This window comes from Pseudomonas azotoformans (genome assembly GCF_001579805.1).
GTDB classification, from domain to species: domain Bacteria; phylum Pseudomonadota; class Gammaproteobacteria; order Pseudomonadales; family Pseudomonadaceae; genus Aquipseudomonas; species Aquipseudomonas azotoformans_A.
This window is the reverse complement of the sequence record NZ_CP014546.1, coordinates 5,129,587-5,144,323: the sequence shown is the minus strand read 5'-3', so window position 1 is coordinate 5,144,323 and position 14,737 is coordinate 5,129,587. Positions and strand designations below refer to the sequence as shown.

The 14,737-nt window shown below is 60.8% G+C and carries 13 protein-coding genes and 2 pseudogenes; 3 read left to right on the top strand and 12 right to left on the bottom strand.

Features of this window, described 5'->3' with window-relative positions:
* Positions 1–226: 226 nt before the first annotated feature.
* Positions 227–499: pseudogene (locus tag AYR47_RS33475) on the bottom strand (PAS domain-containing protein); the annotation flags it as partial.
* Positions 500–661: 162 nt separating this feature from the next.
* Between AYR47_RS33475 and AYR47_RS23535 the strand changes: the two are divergent.
* Positions 662–2,860: an OsmC domain/YcaO domain-containing protein gene (locus AYR47_RS23535; protein ID WP_061437168.1), complete on the top strand. Its 2,199-nt coding sequence runs from the start codon at positions 662–664 to the stop codon at positions 2,858–2,860.
* A gap of 90 nt (positions 2,861–2,950) precedes the next feature.
* Here the strand turns inward: AYR47_RS23535 and AYR47_RS23530 are convergent, their stop codons facing one another.
* The 5 genes from AYR47_RS23530 to AYR47_RS23510 all read right to left on the bottom strand — a co-directional run bounded on the left by AYR47_RS23530 (position 2,951) and on the right by AYR47_RS23510 (position 9,479).
* Positions 2,951–4,117 (bottom strand): cystathionine gamma-synthase, encoded by a 1,167-nt coding sequence (locus AYR47_RS23530; RefSeq protein ID WP_033896563.1) that lies wholly within the window; start codon positions 4,115–4,117, stop codon positions 2,951–2,953.
* Positions 4,114–5,490, bottom strand: coding sequence for a pyridoxal-phosphate dependent enzyme (locus AYR47_RS23525; RefSeq protein ID WP_061437166.1), 1,377 nt, complete (start codon positions 5,488–5,490; stop codon positions 4,114–4,116). The genes AYR47_RS23530 and AYR47_RS23525 overlap by 4 nt, the downstream gene beginning before the upstream one ends.
* Positions 5,491–5,630: 140 nt before the next feature.
* Positions 5,631–6,803: an alpha/beta hydrolase gene (locus AYR47_RS23520; protein ID WP_082781531.1), complete on the bottom strand. Its 1,173-nt coding sequence runs from the start codon at positions 6,801–6,803 to the stop codon at positions 5,631–5,633.
* Positions 6,804–6,928: 125 nt separating this feature from the next.
* On the bottom strand, positions 6,929–7,777 hold the full coding sequence (gene dapA / locus AYR47_RS23515) for a 4-hydroxy-tetrahydrodipicolinate synthase (RefSeq protein ID WP_061437163.1): 849 nt from the start codon (positions 7,775–7,777) through the stop codon (positions 6,929–6,931).
* A gap of 307 nt (positions 7,778–8,084) precedes the next feature.
* Positions 8,085–9,479: a hypothetical protein gene (locus tag AYR47_RS23510; protein WP_061437161.1), complete on the bottom strand. Its 1,395-nt coding sequence runs from the start codon at positions 9,477–9,479 to the stop codon at positions 8,085–8,087.
* 208 nt (positions 9,480–9,687) lie between these two features.
* Here AYR47_RS23510 and AYR47_RS23505 point away from each other — a divergent pair, with 208 nt between their 5' ends.
* Positions 9,688–10,584, top strand: coding sequence for an SGNH/GDSL hydrolase family protein (locus AYR47_RS23505; RefSeq protein WP_061437160.1), 897 nt, complete (start codon positions 9,688–9,690; stop codon positions 10,582–10,584).
* Here the strand turns inward: AYR47_RS23505 and AYR47_RS23500 are convergent.
* The 6 genes and pseudogenes from AYR47_RS23500 to AYR47_RS23475 form a co-directional block, all read right to left on the bottom strand.
* Positions 10,581–11,063, bottom strand: a complete 483-nt coding sequence (locus AYR47_RS23500) for a VOC family protein (RefSeq protein WP_033896558.1) — start codon at positions 11,061–11,063, stop codon at positions 10,581–10,583. The genes AYR47_RS23505 and AYR47_RS23500 overlap by 4 nt on opposite strands.
* Before the next feature lie 34 nt (positions 11,064–11,097).
* Entirely contained in the window at positions 11,098–11,490 is a 393-nt protein-coding gene (locus AYR47_RS23495; RefSeq protein WP_061437158.1) for an ester cyclase, read from the bottom strand.
* Positions 11,491–11,493: 3 nt separating this feature from the next.
* The gene (locus AYR47_RS23490; protein ID WP_061437156.1) at positions 11,494–12,114 is read right to left on the bottom strand and encodes a LysE family translocator; all 621 of its coding nucleotides are present in this window, start codon (positions 12,112–12,114) and stop codon (positions 11,494–11,496) included.
* Between the two features lie 66 nt (positions 12,115–12,180).
* Positions 12,181–12,729, bottom strand: coding sequence for an ATP-binding protein (locus AYR47_RS23485; protein ID WP_061437154.1), 549 nt, complete (start codon positions 12,727–12,729; stop codon positions 12,181–12,183).
* A 58-nt stretch (positions 12,730–12,787) separates the two neighbouring features.
* A complete protein-coding gene (locus AYR47_RS23480; protein ID WP_033896552.1) occupies positions 12,788–13,426 on the bottom strand; it encodes a hypothetical protein in 639 nt (212 codons plus the stop codon).
* Positions 13,427–13,470: 44 nt separating this feature from the next.
* Positions 13,471–13,828: pseudogene (locus tag AYR47_RS23475) on the bottom strand (VOC family protein).
* A gap of 117 nt (positions 13,829–13,945) precedes the next feature.
* Between AYR47_RS23475 and AYR47_RS23470 the strand changes: the two are divergent.
* Positions 13,946–14,737 (top strand): NAD(P)-binding domain-containing protein, encoded by a 792-nt coding sequence (locus tag AYR47_RS23470; RefSeq protein WP_061449477.1) that lies wholly within the window; start codon positions 13,946–13,948, stop codon positions 14,735–14,737.

The following is a 14,737-nucleotide window of genomic DNA, read 5'->3' as shown; positions in this document are numbered from 1 at the left end:
CGGCGAAGCTGCCGACAAGCCCGGTTGCCACGTACGGCACGCAGCTGATGGCGGCCGGCAGCCAGGCGTCCTGGCGTGGAACGCCCGGCTTGCCCTGGCTGATACGCCGATACAAGGCCTGGGCCCGACGGATCTCATCGGTCGTGGGCTTGACCCGCACAGACTCGAAACCCACTACTTTGCTGCCATCGAATATGGGGGTGACGTAGGCGTTGACCCAATAATGGTCGCCGTTTTTCGAGCGGTTCTTGACGATGCCCATCCAGGGCAGGCCTTGCTTGAGTGCACTCCACATGTGCGCAAACACGGCGGGGGGCACATCGGGGTGACGCACGATGTTCTGCGGGGCGCCAATCAAATCGGCGCGTTCAAAGCCGCTGATGTCGACAAAGGCATCGTTGCAGTAAGTGATGACACCTCGGACATCCGTGGCGGAGATGAGTTTTTGCGAAGGCGCGAGGGAAATCTCACGCTGTGTTACGGGCTGGTTATTGCGCATTCCGACTACTCCCTGGTTGCCCACAGTCCATCGGCGCCATCTGCGAAAAGGTTAATCCACATTGGCCAATTCGCCAGCCACTGGTCAAAAGCCTGAAACTTCCCGGTGAAACCCCTCATAATGGCGGCCATTTTTGTTTAGCCGTTATTCTGGTGTGCCCCCATGGAAATCAAGGTCAACTTTCTCGACAACCTCCGGCTTGAAGCCAAGTTCGACGACTTCACGGTGATTGCCGACCAGCCCATCCGCTACAAAGGCGATGGCTCGGCACCGGGGCCGTTCGATTACTTCCTGGCGTCGTCGGCGTTGTGCGCGGCGTACTTCGTGAAGTTGTACTGCCAGACGCGCAATATCCCCACCGAGAATATTCGCCTGTCGCAGAACAACATCGTCGACCCGGAAAACCGCTATAACCAGATCTTCAAGATCCAGGTCGAGCTGCCGGCGGACATCTCCGACAAGGACCGCCAAGGCATCCTGCGTTCCATCGACCGTTGCACCGTCAAGAAAGTGGTGCAGGCCGGGCCTGAGTTCGTCATCGAAGAAGTCGAAAACCTGGACGCCGACGCCCAGGCTTTGTTGATGCCCAATTCCACCTCCGAGGGCGGCACCTATATCGCTGGCAAGGACCTGCCGCTGGAGCAGACCATCGCCAACATGTCCGGCATCCTGGCCGGCCTGGGCATGAAGATTGAAATCGCGTCGTGGCGCAATATCGTGCCCAACGTGTGGTCGCTGCATATCCGCGATGCGCATTCTCCGATGTGCTTCACCAACGGCAAGGGCGCGACCAAAGAGGGCGCCCTGGCGTCGGCACTCGGTGAGTTCATCGAACGGCTCAACTGCAACTTTTTCTACAACGATCAGTTCTGGGGTGAGGAACTGGCCAATGCACCGTTTGTGCATTACCCGGATGAGCGCTGGTTCCAGCCAGGCCCCAACGACGAGTTGCCTGGTGAAATCCTCGACGCCTACTGCCTGAAGGTCTACAACCGCGAGGGTGAACTGCGCGGCTCGCACCTGTTCGACACCAACTCCGGCAATGAAGAACGTGGCATTGTTTCGCTGCCGTTCGTGCGCCAATCGGACGATGAGGTGGTGTACTTCCCGTCCAACCTGATCGAAAACCTCTACCTCAGCAACGGCATGAGCGCCGGCAACACCTTGGCCGAAGCCCAGGTGCAGTGCCTGTCGGAGATCTTCGAGCGCGCCGTGAAGCGTGAAATCATCGAAGGCGAGTTCGCGTTGCCGGACGTACCGGCCGAGGTGTTGGCCAAGTACCCTGGCATTCTCGCCGGTATCCAGGGCCTCGAAGCCCAAGGCTTTCCCGTACTGGTGAAAGACGCGTCCCTGGGCGGCGAATTCCCTGTGATGTGCGTGACCCTGATGAACCCGCGCACCGGCGGTGTGTTCGCCTCGTTCGGCGCGCACCCAAGCCTGGAAGTGGCGCTGGAGCGCAGTCTCACCGAGCTGTTGCAAGGTCGCAGTTTCGAGGGCCTAAACGATTTGCCGCAGCCGACCTTCGAAGGTCAGGCGGTGACCGAGCCGAATAACTTCGTCGAGCACTTCATCGACTCAAGCGGCGTTGTGTCGTGGCGCTTCTTCAGTTCGCAGTCGGACTACGAGTTTGTCGAGTGGGACTTCTCAGGCGAAGGCGAAGACTCCAATGCCCAGGAAGCCGCGACCTTGTTCGGCATTCTGGAGGGTATGGGTAAAGAGTCCTACATGGCCGTGTACGAACACCTCGGCGCCACTGCGTGTCGCATCCTGGTACCGGATTATTCGGAAATCTACCCGGTGGACGACCTGATCTGGGACAACACCAACAAGGCGCTGTTTTTCCGCGAGGACATTCTCAACCTGCACCGCCTCGACGAGGAAGCGTTGCAAGCCTTGGTCGAGCGCCTGATCGAAAGCGAGCTTGACGACTACACCGATATCACCACCCTGATCGGCATCGAGTTCGATGACAACACCGCCTGGGGTCAACTGACCATCCTGGAGTTGAAACTGCTGATCTTCCTGGCCTTGCAGCAATATGAAGAGGCCAAGGAGTGCGTGGAGATGTTCCTGCAGTACAACGACAACACTGCTGAACGTGGCCTGTTCTACCAGGCGATGAATGCGGTGCTGGAGATGGAGTTGGACGACGACCTGGAACTGGCCGACTACGAAGCCAACTTCCGTCGCATGTTTGGTAATGAGCGGATGGATGCGGTGATTGGCTCGGTGCAGGGTGATGTGCGTTTCTATGGCTTGACGCCGACCAGCATGAAGCTGGAAGGGCTGGACCGGCATTTGCGCTTGATTGACAGCTACAAGAAGCTGCATGCGGCGCGGGCCAATATCACCACAAACTGACACCAATCCCTCTGGGGGGCTTGTTGTGGCGAGCGGGGCAAGCCCGCTCGCCACAACGGCCTGCACGGTGCACAGGCCAAGCCAACCTATTTAGATGCGTAATAACGCCTGGGCCAAATCCGCCCGCAGATCCTCCACATCCTCAACCCCCACCGACAACCGCACCAACCCATCCCCAATCCCCAGCTGCGCCCGCGTTGCCGCCGGGATGCTCGCATGGGTCATGATCGCCGGGTGTTCGATCAGGCTTTCCACACCGCCAAGACTTTCGGCCAGGGCGAAGATCTTGACGTTTTCCAGGAAGCGCGTGGCGCCGGCCAGGTCGCTGTTCAGGTCAATCGAAATCATCCCGCCAAACCCACGCATCTGTTTGCGCGCCAGTTCATGCTGCGGATGGGACTTGAGGCCTGGGTAATAAACCCGTGCCACTTGCGGTTGTTGCTCCAACCAGGTGGCCAGGTCGAGGGCGTTGCTGCAATGGCGCTCCATGCGCAACGCCAGGGTCTTCACGCCGCGCAGGGTGAGGAACGCGTCGAATGGCCCGGCGATGGCGCCCACCGAGTTTTGCAAAAAGCCCAGGCGCTCCGCCAGTTCGGGGTTGTCGCCGACAATGGCGATGCCGCCGATGACATCGGAGTGGCCATTGAGGTATTTGGTGGTGGAATGCACCACCACATCAAAGCCCAGTTCCAGTGGGCGCTGGATCCAAGGGCTGGCGAAGGTGTTGTCGGCCACGCAAATGATGCCGCGATCGCGGCAGATTCGGGCGATGGCGCTCAGGTCTGTGAGGCTCAGCAGCGGGTTGCTGGGGGTCTCGACCCAGACCATGCGCGTGTCGTCCTGCAGGCTCGCTTCAAAGGCCGACAAGTCACTCAGGTCGACAAAGCTGAAGCGGTGCCCGGCGCTGCGTTGGCGCACTTTGTCGAACAGCCGGAAGGTGCCGCCATACAAATCATTGCCGGAGACGATATGGGCGCCGGCATCCAGCAACTCCAACACCGTCGAAATCGCCGCCAGCCCGGAAGCGAAGGCAAATGCCTGGCTGCCGCCTTCCAGGTCCGCCACGCAGCGCTCCAGGGCAAACCGCGTGGGGTTGTGGGAGCGGCCGTAGTCGAAGCCTTTATGTACGCCGGGGCTGTCTTGCAGGTAGGTGGAGTTGGCGTAGATCGGCGGCATCAGCGCGCCCGTGGTCGGGTCGGGGGACTGTCCTGCATGGATCACACGGGTGGCAAAGGCGCTTTTGTCGGATGGGCTCATGCAAGGGATCTCCGTAGGTGGTTGAGCAGGTCGACGCGGGTAATCAGGCCGTGGAAGCCTGTGGCGTCGGCAATAATGGCGACCAGGCCGCGATCCAGCTCCGCCTGCAGTTGCGCGAGGCTGGCGCTGGGGGACAGGGTTTGCAGGGTATTGGTCATGGCGCTGGAGACAATCATGGAGAAATGCGTGGCGTCCTGGTGCAGGCCCAGCAGGATGTCGGATTCATCGATGACACCCACCAGCTTCTGACCGTCCACCAACACTGGCAGCTGCGATACATCCGCCAGGCGCATGCGCTGGAACGCGGTGAGCAAGGTGTCGTCGGGGCTCACGCTGATCACACGACCGTCTTCGAAGCGCCGCGCGATCAGGTCGCGCAGGTCGTCGTAGTGCTTGTAGTGCAAAAGGCCGGCGTCGTTCATCCACTGGTCGTTGTAGACCTTCGACAGGTAACGGGTGCCGGTGTCACAGACAAAGGTGACCACGCGTTTGGGCGTGGTCTGTTCGCGGCAGTATCGCAGGGCCGCAGCCAGCAGGGTGCCGGTGGATGAACCACCGAGAATGCCCTCTGCCTTGAGCAACTGCCGGGCGTGGTCGAAGCTTTCTTCGTCGCTGATGGAGTAGGCCTGACGCACGCTGGACAGGTCGGCAATCGACGGAATGAAGTCTTCGCCAATGCCTTCCACCGCCCAGGACCCCGGCGTTTCCATCTTGCCACTGCGGCTGTATTCGGCCATCACCGAGCCCACCGGGTCGGCCAGCACCATCGCCAGTTCGGGTTGTACGCGCTTGAAGAAGCGCGTCAGGCCGGTGAGGGTACCGGCTGAGCCGACGCCTACGACGATGGCGTCCAGATCATGCTGGGTCTGTGCCCAGATTTCCGGCGCGGTGCTGGTTTCATGGGCCAGGGGGTTGGCTGGGTTGTTGAATTGGTCGGCGAAGAACGAGCCCGGAATGTCCTTGGCCAGGCGCGCGGCCACGTCCTGATAATACTCGGGGTGGCCCTTGCCCACGTCGGAGCGGGTGATATGTACCTCGGCGCCCATGGCCTTGAGGTGCAGTACTTTTTCCGTGGACATCTTGTCGGGCACCACCAGCACCACCCGGTAGCCCTTGGCCCGACCGACCAGCGCCAGGCCCAGGCCGGTGTTGCCAGCGGTGGCTTCAATAATGGTGCCGCCGGGGCGCAAGCGGCCGTCGCGTTCGGCGGCGTCGATCATGGCCAGGCCGATGCGGTCCTTGATGGAGCCACCGGGGTTCTGGGATTCAAGCTTGAGAAACAACGTACAGGGGCCGGTATCGAACCGGCTGACCCGAACCAGCGGCGTATTGCCGATCAGTTCCAGGACGGCGGGGCGGGAAGGGCTGGGCATGGTGTCACCTGGTGCGAGTTGGCGTCGGGGTGGACCGCAAAAATGCAACAAAATGCAAAGTGTGCCTTCGACCATAGGCCTGGATCGCAGCGCTCGCAACCGGGGAGTCCGCTGTTTATCTTTTTTTGGCGCATTGGCCTTCAGGGTTGCTTTTGCCGCTGGGTCAATGCTGGTGACGACGCTTGCATCACCTGGTCCATGACCTGGGCCTGCCAATCGAAATACGGGTTGAAGGTAAGCCGCGCATGCACTTTGCCCGATTCGCGATAGCCCCAGTCCGAGTACCACACGGGTTCGCCTGCGCGGCAACGCGCAAAGTCCTCATCGGTCTGGCCGTTCAGGCACACGCGCTGGCTGCCGCCGTGCCCGTACAAGGGGTTGTCGGGTGCGAACAGCACGCCCATGTGGGAGAACCGACTGACCTGTTGGGCCGGCAGGTGGTCAGTGCGCACCAGCAAACGCGGTAATTGCGGTGATGTGGCGGGCTCGCCGTACCAGATCATGCGTGAGGCCGGGTGGGTGAAGCGCTCAGCGAAGCTCTGCCGTACAAACTCCACATCCACCACTGAGTCATGGGCCGCGCTGACGATCAGCACGGGCCGATCAAACGGCCGCTCTTCCAACTTGTCGATGACCGATTTGCTGGTCTGGTAGAACTGGGCAAAGCCATTGGTAGGCACATTCTGGTAGCGCAACGGTGTTTGTTGCTGCCGCGGACCGTCAGGGTCACGTAGCCATGGCTTGATGTGGGCCAGCCAGGGCAGCAGCCAGATATAGCGATTACGGGCCTTGAACGCCGGGGAAAACATCAACAGCCCGGCAATGTCTGGATTGTCCATGGCGTACTCCAGCACCAGGTTGGCGCCGGTGGAGAAACCACCCAGGTAGACCTGGTCCGTCTCTCGCCGCAGCAGCTCCACTTGTTGCGCCACAGTTCGGCGCCAATCCTCGATGTCGACGTCCAGCATGTCCGACGGTTGCGTGCCATGCCCTGGCAGCAACAGCGTGCGTACTCGATAGCCCCGCGAGGCCAGATGCGCGCCAATATCGCTGAAAGAACCCGGCGAATCGCCCAGGCCGTGCACCAACAAAACGCCGTGGCCATTGGGCGTTTGCGCGACCCATTCACGCGGCGCATTCCAGTCCAGCTCCAAGCTGTGGTCCGTATCTTGAAAGCGTCGGTCGCGCTCAAGGTCCAACAGGGTTTGCTGGCGGTAGTGTTCAAAACTGTCAGGCGCGGGTGACGGCAGTACTGCCGAGTGGGCAGAGCAACCCGCCAGGCTGAGCAGTATCAGAAAACGCAGTGATTTCATCCAGATCCCCTGACCGATGCAACGTGCAGCCGACCTTACGCGGCCGTCTGCGCTATCGCCAACCAAAAATATGACCATTGGTAACGGCTGTGTGAGGCGATCAGATCGCCTCTGTCAGCCGGTTCCTATAACTGCGTCAGCCGGGTGACAACCGCATCGCTGGCGCGCTGCATTGGCGCGCGCAACTCGCTGCTGATCAACCCCTGCAACGCCAGGGCCGCTTTAACCGGCGCCGGGTTGGGCTCCATGAACAGCGTGTTGATCAAGGGCAGCAACTGGAAAAACGTCTTCCGCGCCTCCGACAGCTGGTTGTCCCGCACCTGCTGCCACAGCGCCACAAACCGTTCGGTGTGTACATGGGCCGACGCCGCAATCGCCCCGGTCGCGCCCAGGCACAGGGCGTTGAAGATCTGGATATCCTCGCCGCACAACACCGTCACGTTGCCACTGGCCAGCAGCGCCAGGGTATTGCCCAGGTTGCCGCCACAGTCCTTGATCGCGACGATCCGCTCATGGGCGACGATGTTGAGCAACGTGGCCTGCTCAAAGGTCGACCCGGTGCGGTAGGGGATGTCATACAGAATGATCGGCACGCTGGACGCATCTGCCACGGTGCGGAAGAACGCTTCCAGGCCAGCCTGGGACGGGCGGATGTAGCTGGGCGCCGGCACCAGCAAACCGGCGACCGGGCGTTGCAGGATTTCGCGCTGGAAGTGCAACAGCTCAATCTGGTTGTAGCCCGCCAGGCCCATCACCACACGGTTTGCCGGCACCCATTGCAACACGGCATCGAGCACCGCCAACTGTTCCTGGCGACTCAGCGACGCCGCTTCTCCAGTGGTGGTGCACACCATGATCCCGGCCACGTGCTTGTCCAGCAGATGGCTGACCAGGCGATGCAGACTGATGAAATCGATGGCGCCGTCCTGGAACGGCGTGACCACGGGAACCCAGATACCTTGAAACGATGACATGCACTTTCTCCTGATGATTGACCGCTGGAGTCACCGTCAGAAGGGCAGAGGGAATTGTGCAAGGGAGGAAGGCCGTCGCGCTCAATGTCCTGTCAGCTCATCTGACGGGACAGCGCGCCCCGGTCACATGAGCGACTGTTTCTTCGATTTGAGGGCGTGCGCAACGCAACCTTGCGCCTTGGCAACGGAGCCAATGACGGAAAGGTTAACGGAAGACGTTGCAGTCATGAGATGACACACCCTGAATAAGGCCTCCATCTTCATGGAAGATTACAGAGTGTGTCAACGGGGCTTACTCGAACGGGGCTTACTCGAATCTATCGATACGCGAGTCGGAGTAGAAAAACTCGTTCTTGTCGGTGCTCGATTCAAAGAAGTAGGCGTAGTCGGCCAGGAAGTACAGGTGGTTCACACGGTTGTACTTGTCACCGTCGCTGCGGCAGGACAAGGCCTTGGCGGTGCCCGACAGTTTCGCGTTGAGTTCACTGGCTTGCAGTTCACGTTCAACCTGGCAACGCGTGGTGAGTGACGAGTTGCTGCTGCCAATCAGGCTGTTGAGGCTGGAGCGTGCGGTGGTATAGGTCACCGTTTCGCCCAGGGGCAAGGCCTTCCAGTTACCGGTGAAACTCAGCTGGGTCAGGGTCGAGCTTTCTGCCATGCCTGAGCCGCCGTAGGTGGCTTTCGACACCAAGTGGAACAAGTTACGCCAGCTCACCGCCTGGCTTTCATAGCCGTCGCCACGCGTCGCCAGGGCCAGTTGCCCGCTCGGCGCATCCTGGCTGACGAACTGAGTGCTTTTGTTATCGCTGGTCTTGCCGCGGTAGTTGCTGGTGCCGACAAACTGTACGTACTTGAACGAATGGGCGGGCTTGTCCAGGTTCAACTGCGTGATGGCCGCCAGCACTGCGGGTTGCACCGACGTCAGGGCGATGGTGGTCGGTGCCTTCATGCGGGGCTTGAAAGCAGGCAATGTGGCGATCTTTTCCGGGCTGGTACAAACGTTGTTGAACAGCAACGCATAGTCGGCATTGCTGCCGGCGATGTTCTGTGGCGTGGGGAAGCTGTCGACACGGCCGTCGCTGACGCGGTTGTTGGCGTCGATGTCGTAGCCGGCCAATTCCATGTAGGTGCCGTTCTTGCACGACACCGCGAAGCGTTCGCGTTTTTGCGCGTAAGGGGCGTTGTACGGTAGGTCGTTGAGCACTGTCGGGTTATCGAAGGCCGCCCAAAAGCGCGTTTCGCCGTTGACGGTCTTGATGCTGTTGGCGTCGATCAACACCTGATCGCCACGCTCATTAGCCTGTACCAGGCGCCAGTCGGGCTTTGGCGTTTCGGCACAGGCGCGTACGAACGTCTGGTTGGTGGCCAGGGTTGCGTGCAACTCCGGCGACAGCTTTTGCGCGCTAGCGTAGCGGCCTACGCTGCCTGGATACAGGCGCTTGACCGCGTCCATGTACAGCAGGTGCAACTGGGTGGAAGAACACGCGGCCTCAAATTGCAGGGTGCGACGCACGGGGTTGTTTGGGAGCGTGGGCATCAGCACCTCGAAGCTCAACGTATCGCCTTCGCGCACGATACTGTTCTCAACCAGAGGCTGGCTCAGGGCCAGGGCAAACATTTGATCGATCTTGGCTTTCTGGGTGGCGCAACCGGCCAGGGTGGCGATGCCACCGATCAGCAAAAGGGGAGTGATAAAGCGCACAGGAGCCTCATTGAGTCCATTCAGGGATTTAAGGGTGACGGCAGGCGCGGCCGGATCTTTAGCCGGATGTTGCTGGTGGAGCGCCAAACCTGGTCGCAAGCCCCGGCACAGCAAGGGTGTAGCCGTCGCCGGATATGTGCGCGTCGCAATCGTCCTGCCGTGCTTTCAACCAGCCGGTAGTCTATTCGCACCTTCCGGGAGAACCTCGATGATCCGACGCGCGTGTTTGGCCGCCTTGCTGACCCTGTCTGTGTCGACCGCCTTTGGCGCCTCGACCTACGATCACCTGTATGCCTTTGGCGACAGCTACTCCGACAATGGCGCGGGCGACGCGCTCACCACAAGGCTTGCCGCGCAGAAGGTCAAGGACGCCCAGGCACTGCCCGGCTCGCTGTACTGGAAGGGGCGCTGGAGCAATGGCCCAACCGCCGTTGAAGGCCTGGCCCAGGCATTAAAAACACCGCTGACCGACTACGCGGTGGGCGGCGCCAAAAGTGGCCACGGCAACTACTACACGTGGATGATGCCGACCCAGGACACCGGCGTGCTGGGCCAGGTTACCGAGCATTTGCAGGCCGCAAAGTCTCACAAGGCCGATCCCAAGGCGCTGTATTTCATTTTCATCTCGGCCAACGATTTTTTCGAATGGGCCGACTTCTCCCATCCTGAAACCATCGAAGCCCTGAGCGAATCCAGCCTGGCCAACATCCGCAATGCCACCGAGCAACTGGTGGCAGCGGGGGCCAGGCACGTGATGGTGGTGGGCACCACGGACCTCAGCCATGTGCCTGCAGTGGTGCAGGGCAACCAGATCGACAACGCCAAGCACTACCAGCAGTTGCTCGCACAGAAGCTGCCGGCCGCGTTGGCGCAGATCGGCGGGGCGAAGGTCACTTACTTCGACCATTTGGCGTTCAGCGACGCGCTACGCGCCAATCCCCCAGCCAATGGGTTCACGGATATGGACACGCCATGCCAGCCCACCTACCCCGACGTGAAACCGGCGTGCGCCAGCCCCGATAGCCATTACTACTGGGACGAATGGCACCCCACCCGCAAGGTCCACGCCCTGGCGGCAAAGGCCATGCTCAAGGCGTTGCCTTAGCCAGCGGCCACCGCCGCTTCAATGGCGGCGATGTCGATCTTCTTCATGGTCATCATCGCGTCAAAGGCGCGCTTGGCGACGGCCGGGTCGGGGTGGGTGACCGCGTCGGTCAGCACGCGCGGTGAGATCTGCCACGACACCCCCCATTTGTCCTTGCACCAGCCGCAGGCGCTTTCCTGGCCGCCGTTGCCGACGATGGCGTTCCAGTAACGATCCGTCTCGGCTTGGTCATCAGTGGCAACCTGGAATGAAAACGCCTCGGTATGGGGGAAGATCGGCCCACCGTTGAGGCCAATGCAATGGATGCCCAACACGGTGAAGTCCACGGTCAACACGTCGCCTTGTTTGCCGGACGGGTAATCACCGGGCGCCAGGTGCACGGCGTTCACCTTGCTGTCGGGGAAGGTCATGGCGTAGAAGGTGGCGGCCTCCAGGGCGGTGCCGTTGTACCAGAGGCAGAGGGTGTTCTTGCTTTTCATGATCGGTCTCCACAGGAAAAGGGCCGTGTAGAGTCTAGACGGCCAGTTGCTGCTCGATGGCCCCCTTGTCGATAACCGACCACACGTGGACAAATTTACCGTCCACCACTTCGTAGAACACATTTTCGTCGAACGTCACCGTGCGCCCATTGATCGGCAGCCCGAAGAACTCGCCCCTGGGCGTCACACTGAAATTCAGGCGGCTGGCAACCGTCGGCGGATCGGCCACCAGCAGCTGGATCCGGAACACCAGGTCCGGTATCTCGCGAAAATCCCGTTCCAGCATGGCGCGGTAGCCGGCGAGGCCGACTCGTTCGGCGTTGTAGGTTACGTCCGGGTGCACGAAATCACCCAGGTGCTCCCAATCCTGACGGTTCAGGCAGTCGATATAGCCTTGGTAAAAGGCGGCGAGTTCGTTTCTAGTCATGTCTCAAGCCCTGCGTGCCATCAACAACACCGTCGCCGCCGCCGACAACAACCCCGCGCAGCACCGATTGAAAATCCGCTTGCCCCGCGGCTCGGCAAACCAGCGCCGCATATGCAGGCCCATATAGGCGTAGGCGCTGATGGCGATCCACTCCAGCACCAGGAACATCGCGCCGAGCAGCGCGAATTGCGGGGTGATGGGCTCGCCGGGCACCACGAATTGCGGCAGGAAGGCGGTGAAGATCAGGATTGCCTTCGGATTGCCCGCCGCCACTAAGAACTCCTGCCGCGCCAACGCCCACAATCCTACCTTGGCTGTGGCCGAATCTGCCTCGGCCTCCGGATTAGCCCGCCACAACTGAAACGCCAGATAAAACAGATACGCCGCGCCCAGAATCTTGATCCCGTAGAACAACAGCTCCGATGTTTGCAGCACCACCGCCAAGCCGGCAGAGGCGAGGGCGATCATGCCGGCAAAGGCCAGCAAGCGGCCGATACCGGCCAGGCACGAGGTGCGGTAGCCGTAGCGGGTGGAGTTGCTCACGGACAGCAGGTTGTTCGGGCCCGGCGCCATGTTCAGGGCGAAGCAGGCGGGGAGGAAAAGGGCGAGGGTGGCGAGGTCCATGGCGGCTCCGGGTTCGCGGGGGCGGGGAGGTGTGAGGATAAGGGGAGTGGAGGTCGTTGGACAGCCTCAGTCGTTCGTGTTGTGAGCCATCGCGGCGTTTGCGCCATCAGCGGCCATCTGTTCAGCACTGCGCATCCCGTCAATCCTTAAGACCGGAGCCGTCTGCTGTGACAGCCACGCCTCATGCCACGCCCGGTTGCGGCCCGAGAAATCCGGGTCGTCATACTGCGAAGCCCATTCCCGAAAGCCCACGTGTATTGCGTGCATATCACCACCGGGTGCGATCCGCTCGCCAAAACGCGCCTTCTCGCGGGCAGCCAGGCGTTCGAGGCGAACGGGCGTGGGTGTGACCACAAAGACAATCAGGTCGGCATCAGCAATCAGCGCATCGCCCCAGACCATGCAGGAACCACTCAGCACCCAGCCGTCGTCACCGCATGCTTGCTGCATCAATGACACGCGCTCAGCGGGAGGTCGCTTGGTTGTGAAGGGAGGGTTTGTGGGCATCCAGTAAAAGTCATCGACGTCGACTTGTCGTAGACCCAGCCGTATGGCGAGGTTGTGACCCAGCGTGGTGACGCCTGCGCAGGATGCACCTGTGATGTAGATCCGCATTTTTCCTCCATGAATACACGCCGGGTCCCAGGTCAGGGAGATGTCCTGCCCAGGCAGTTCAGGGCAAAGGTGTCGGGGTGACGGTGTACCAACCCGAAGGGGTTTTGGCACACACCTGCGGCCTGAGCGGTGTTTCAACCGTGTTGTTGCCCTGAACGGAGAGTTGGCGAACGGCAATCACGCAACCTGCCTTGAATGTGCTGATTTTGACCATCTGCAGTTCCATTTCATAGTCTTTGCCGGGCTCGGGGACGAGTGTGACAGGCGCGGGAAAGCAGGACATTTGTGAACCGCCCATGGCGAACCCTGCAATAAAGGGTTTACCCGCCGCAATAACGTGCTCGTCAAACACTTTGGGCGACTGGTTGATGGCTTTGCTCGCCTTGCTGGCAGGCATGCCAATCACGCTGTTCTGGCTGTCGGTGGCTCTGAAAGGGTAGAGGCCCGCCGAGTCGATATGCGCTTTTTGCCATCCGGCTTCTTCAGGTGTTTTGGTCAGCAGGGACCCGTTGTAAAACGCTTCGCAGGTCTGGCCACTGAGGAATCCCGCATTGGTGGTGTCACCCGTGATCAGGCGGATTCGGGCCGAGTTGGCCGGGTCGTATTGGCTGATCTGCGCTTCGTTGCGCACGTCGGTTTTGGTGGTGGCGCAGCCGATAAGCGTCAAGCTGAGCGCCAGGGGAAAGAGAGAACGCATGGGTAACCTTCATATCCTGTGAGGGTGGGGCTTGAGGGGGAGACCTATTGATCAGCGTTCCAAACCGCCAGTTCATAGCCATCCGGATCGGTGAAGTGGAACCTGCGTCCACCCGGGAACGAAAATGTCTCACGGGTGATGACAGCCCCGAGGGCTTTGAGTCGCTGCTGCGTGGCATCGAGATCATCGGCGTACAAAATAACTAACGGGCCACCCGGCCCGAACCGGCTCCCCCGTGGTGAACCCGCCAGTCAGACGCCCATCGCTGAACTCGGTATAGGTGGGGCCGTAATCGACAAACGTCCAACCGAACGCGCCGCCGTAGAATGTTTTGCTGCGGGCAATATCGCTGACGTTGAATTCGATGTTGTCGATTTGCCGGTCTTTACCTTGAGTGCTCATGCTTGCCTCCCTGGCTGATCTTTTCGAGCGGCGAGTGTAGCGTGAACGTCCGCCTGCATGAAGACGGCAATCATGCCTATGATGCAGTCGACTACAGAATTGATCGGAGTGGACAGCGTGCTGAACATTGGAATCCTGGGCGTCGGTGAACTGACGGAAAAGGTGGTGATCGGCCTGCGGCGCAGCGGCTTTGGCGAGCGGGTGCTGCTGTCCCCGCGCAACCACGAACGTGCGCAGCAACTCAGTGCGCAATGGGACTGCGAGGTGATGGCTGACAATCAACAGGTGGTCGATGGGGCGGATTTGTTGGTGCTGGGCGTGCGCCCGGAGGTGGTCGATCAGCTTTCGAATGAAGTGCAGCTCAGACCTGAGCAAACGCTGGTATCGCTGGTGGCGGGATTGAAGCTGGCCGAGTTGCAACGCCGGTTCCCGCAGGCGCGGGTGGTGCGCGCGATGCTGTCCTATGCTGCCCAGATCAACCAGACAACCGTGGTGGTCACGCCGGGTGGCGAGCCCCATGCAACGCTGCTGGGCGCGCTCGGTTCCTTGGTTGTATTGGATCAGGAAGAGGCGTTCGAACTGGCCACCGTCGCGGCTTGCATGAACGGTTGGTTCTATTTCTTCCTGAGTGATCTTCAGCAGTGGTTCACCGATAAAGGCCTGTCCAAGGATCAGGCCGCCCAACTGGTGATGGGCAACCTGCAAGACTGCCTGGCCAGCGCCCGCCATCAGCCAACGGCCAGTCTCGAAGCGTTGGGTATGGCCATTGCCACGCCCGGCACCTTTACGGCGGCCGGGCTGGAGGTGCTCAGGAATAACCGAGCGTCCCAGGCATGGACAGAGGCGGCTGATGAAGTGCTTGAACGCCTGCACAAGCCGCTGCCGACAGGCTTGGCGAAGGAACAGTGA

Excerpts from the sequence above, each read along its gene's own strand:
- AYR47_RS23535 (WP_061437168.1), top strand. The coding sequence starts at position 662 with ATGGAAATCAAGGTCAACTTTCTCGACAACCTCCGGCTTGAAGCCAAG.
- AYR47_RS23530 (WP_033896563.1), bottom strand. The coding sequence starts at position 4,117 with ATGAGCCCATCCGACAAAAGCGCCTTTGCCACCCGTGTGATCCATGCA.
- AYR47_RS23525 (WP_061437166.1), bottom strand. The coding sequence starts at position 5,490 with ATGCCCAGCCCTTCCCGCCCCGCCGTCCTGGAACTGATCGGCAATACG.
- AYR47_RS23520 (WP_082781531.1), bottom strand. The coding sequence starts at position 6,803 with ATGAAATCACTGCGTTTTCTGATACTGCTCAGCCTGGCGGGTTGCTCT.
- dapA (WP_061437163.1), bottom strand. The coding sequence starts at position 7,777 with ATGTCATCGTTTCAAGGTATCTGGGTTCCCGTGGTCACGCCGTTCCAG.
- AYR47_RS23505 (WP_061437160.1), top strand. The coding sequence starts at position 9,688 with ATGATCCGACGCGCGTGTTTGGCCGCCTTGCTGACCCTGTCTGTGTCG.
- AYR47_RS23500 (WP_033896558.1), bottom strand. The coding sequence starts at position 11,063 with ATGAAAAGCAAGAACACCCTCTGCCTCTGGTACAACGGCACCGCCCTG.
- AYR47_RS23495 (WP_061437158.1), bottom strand. The coding sequence starts at position 11,490 with ATGACTAGAAACGAACTCGCCGCCTTTTACCAAGGCTATATCGACTGC.
- AYR47_RS23490 (WP_061437156.1), bottom strand. The coding sequence starts at position 12,114 with ATGGACCTCGCCACCCTCGCCCTTTTCCTCCCCGCCTGCTTCGCCCTG.
- AYR47_RS23485 (WP_061437154.1), bottom strand. The coding sequence starts at position 12,729 with ATGCGGATCTACATCACAGGTGCATCCTGCGCAGGCGTCACCACGCTG.
- AYR47_RS23480 (WP_033896552.1), bottom strand. The coding sequence starts at position 13,426 with ATGCGTTCTCTCTTTCCCCTGGCGCTCAGCTTGACGCTTATCGGCTGC.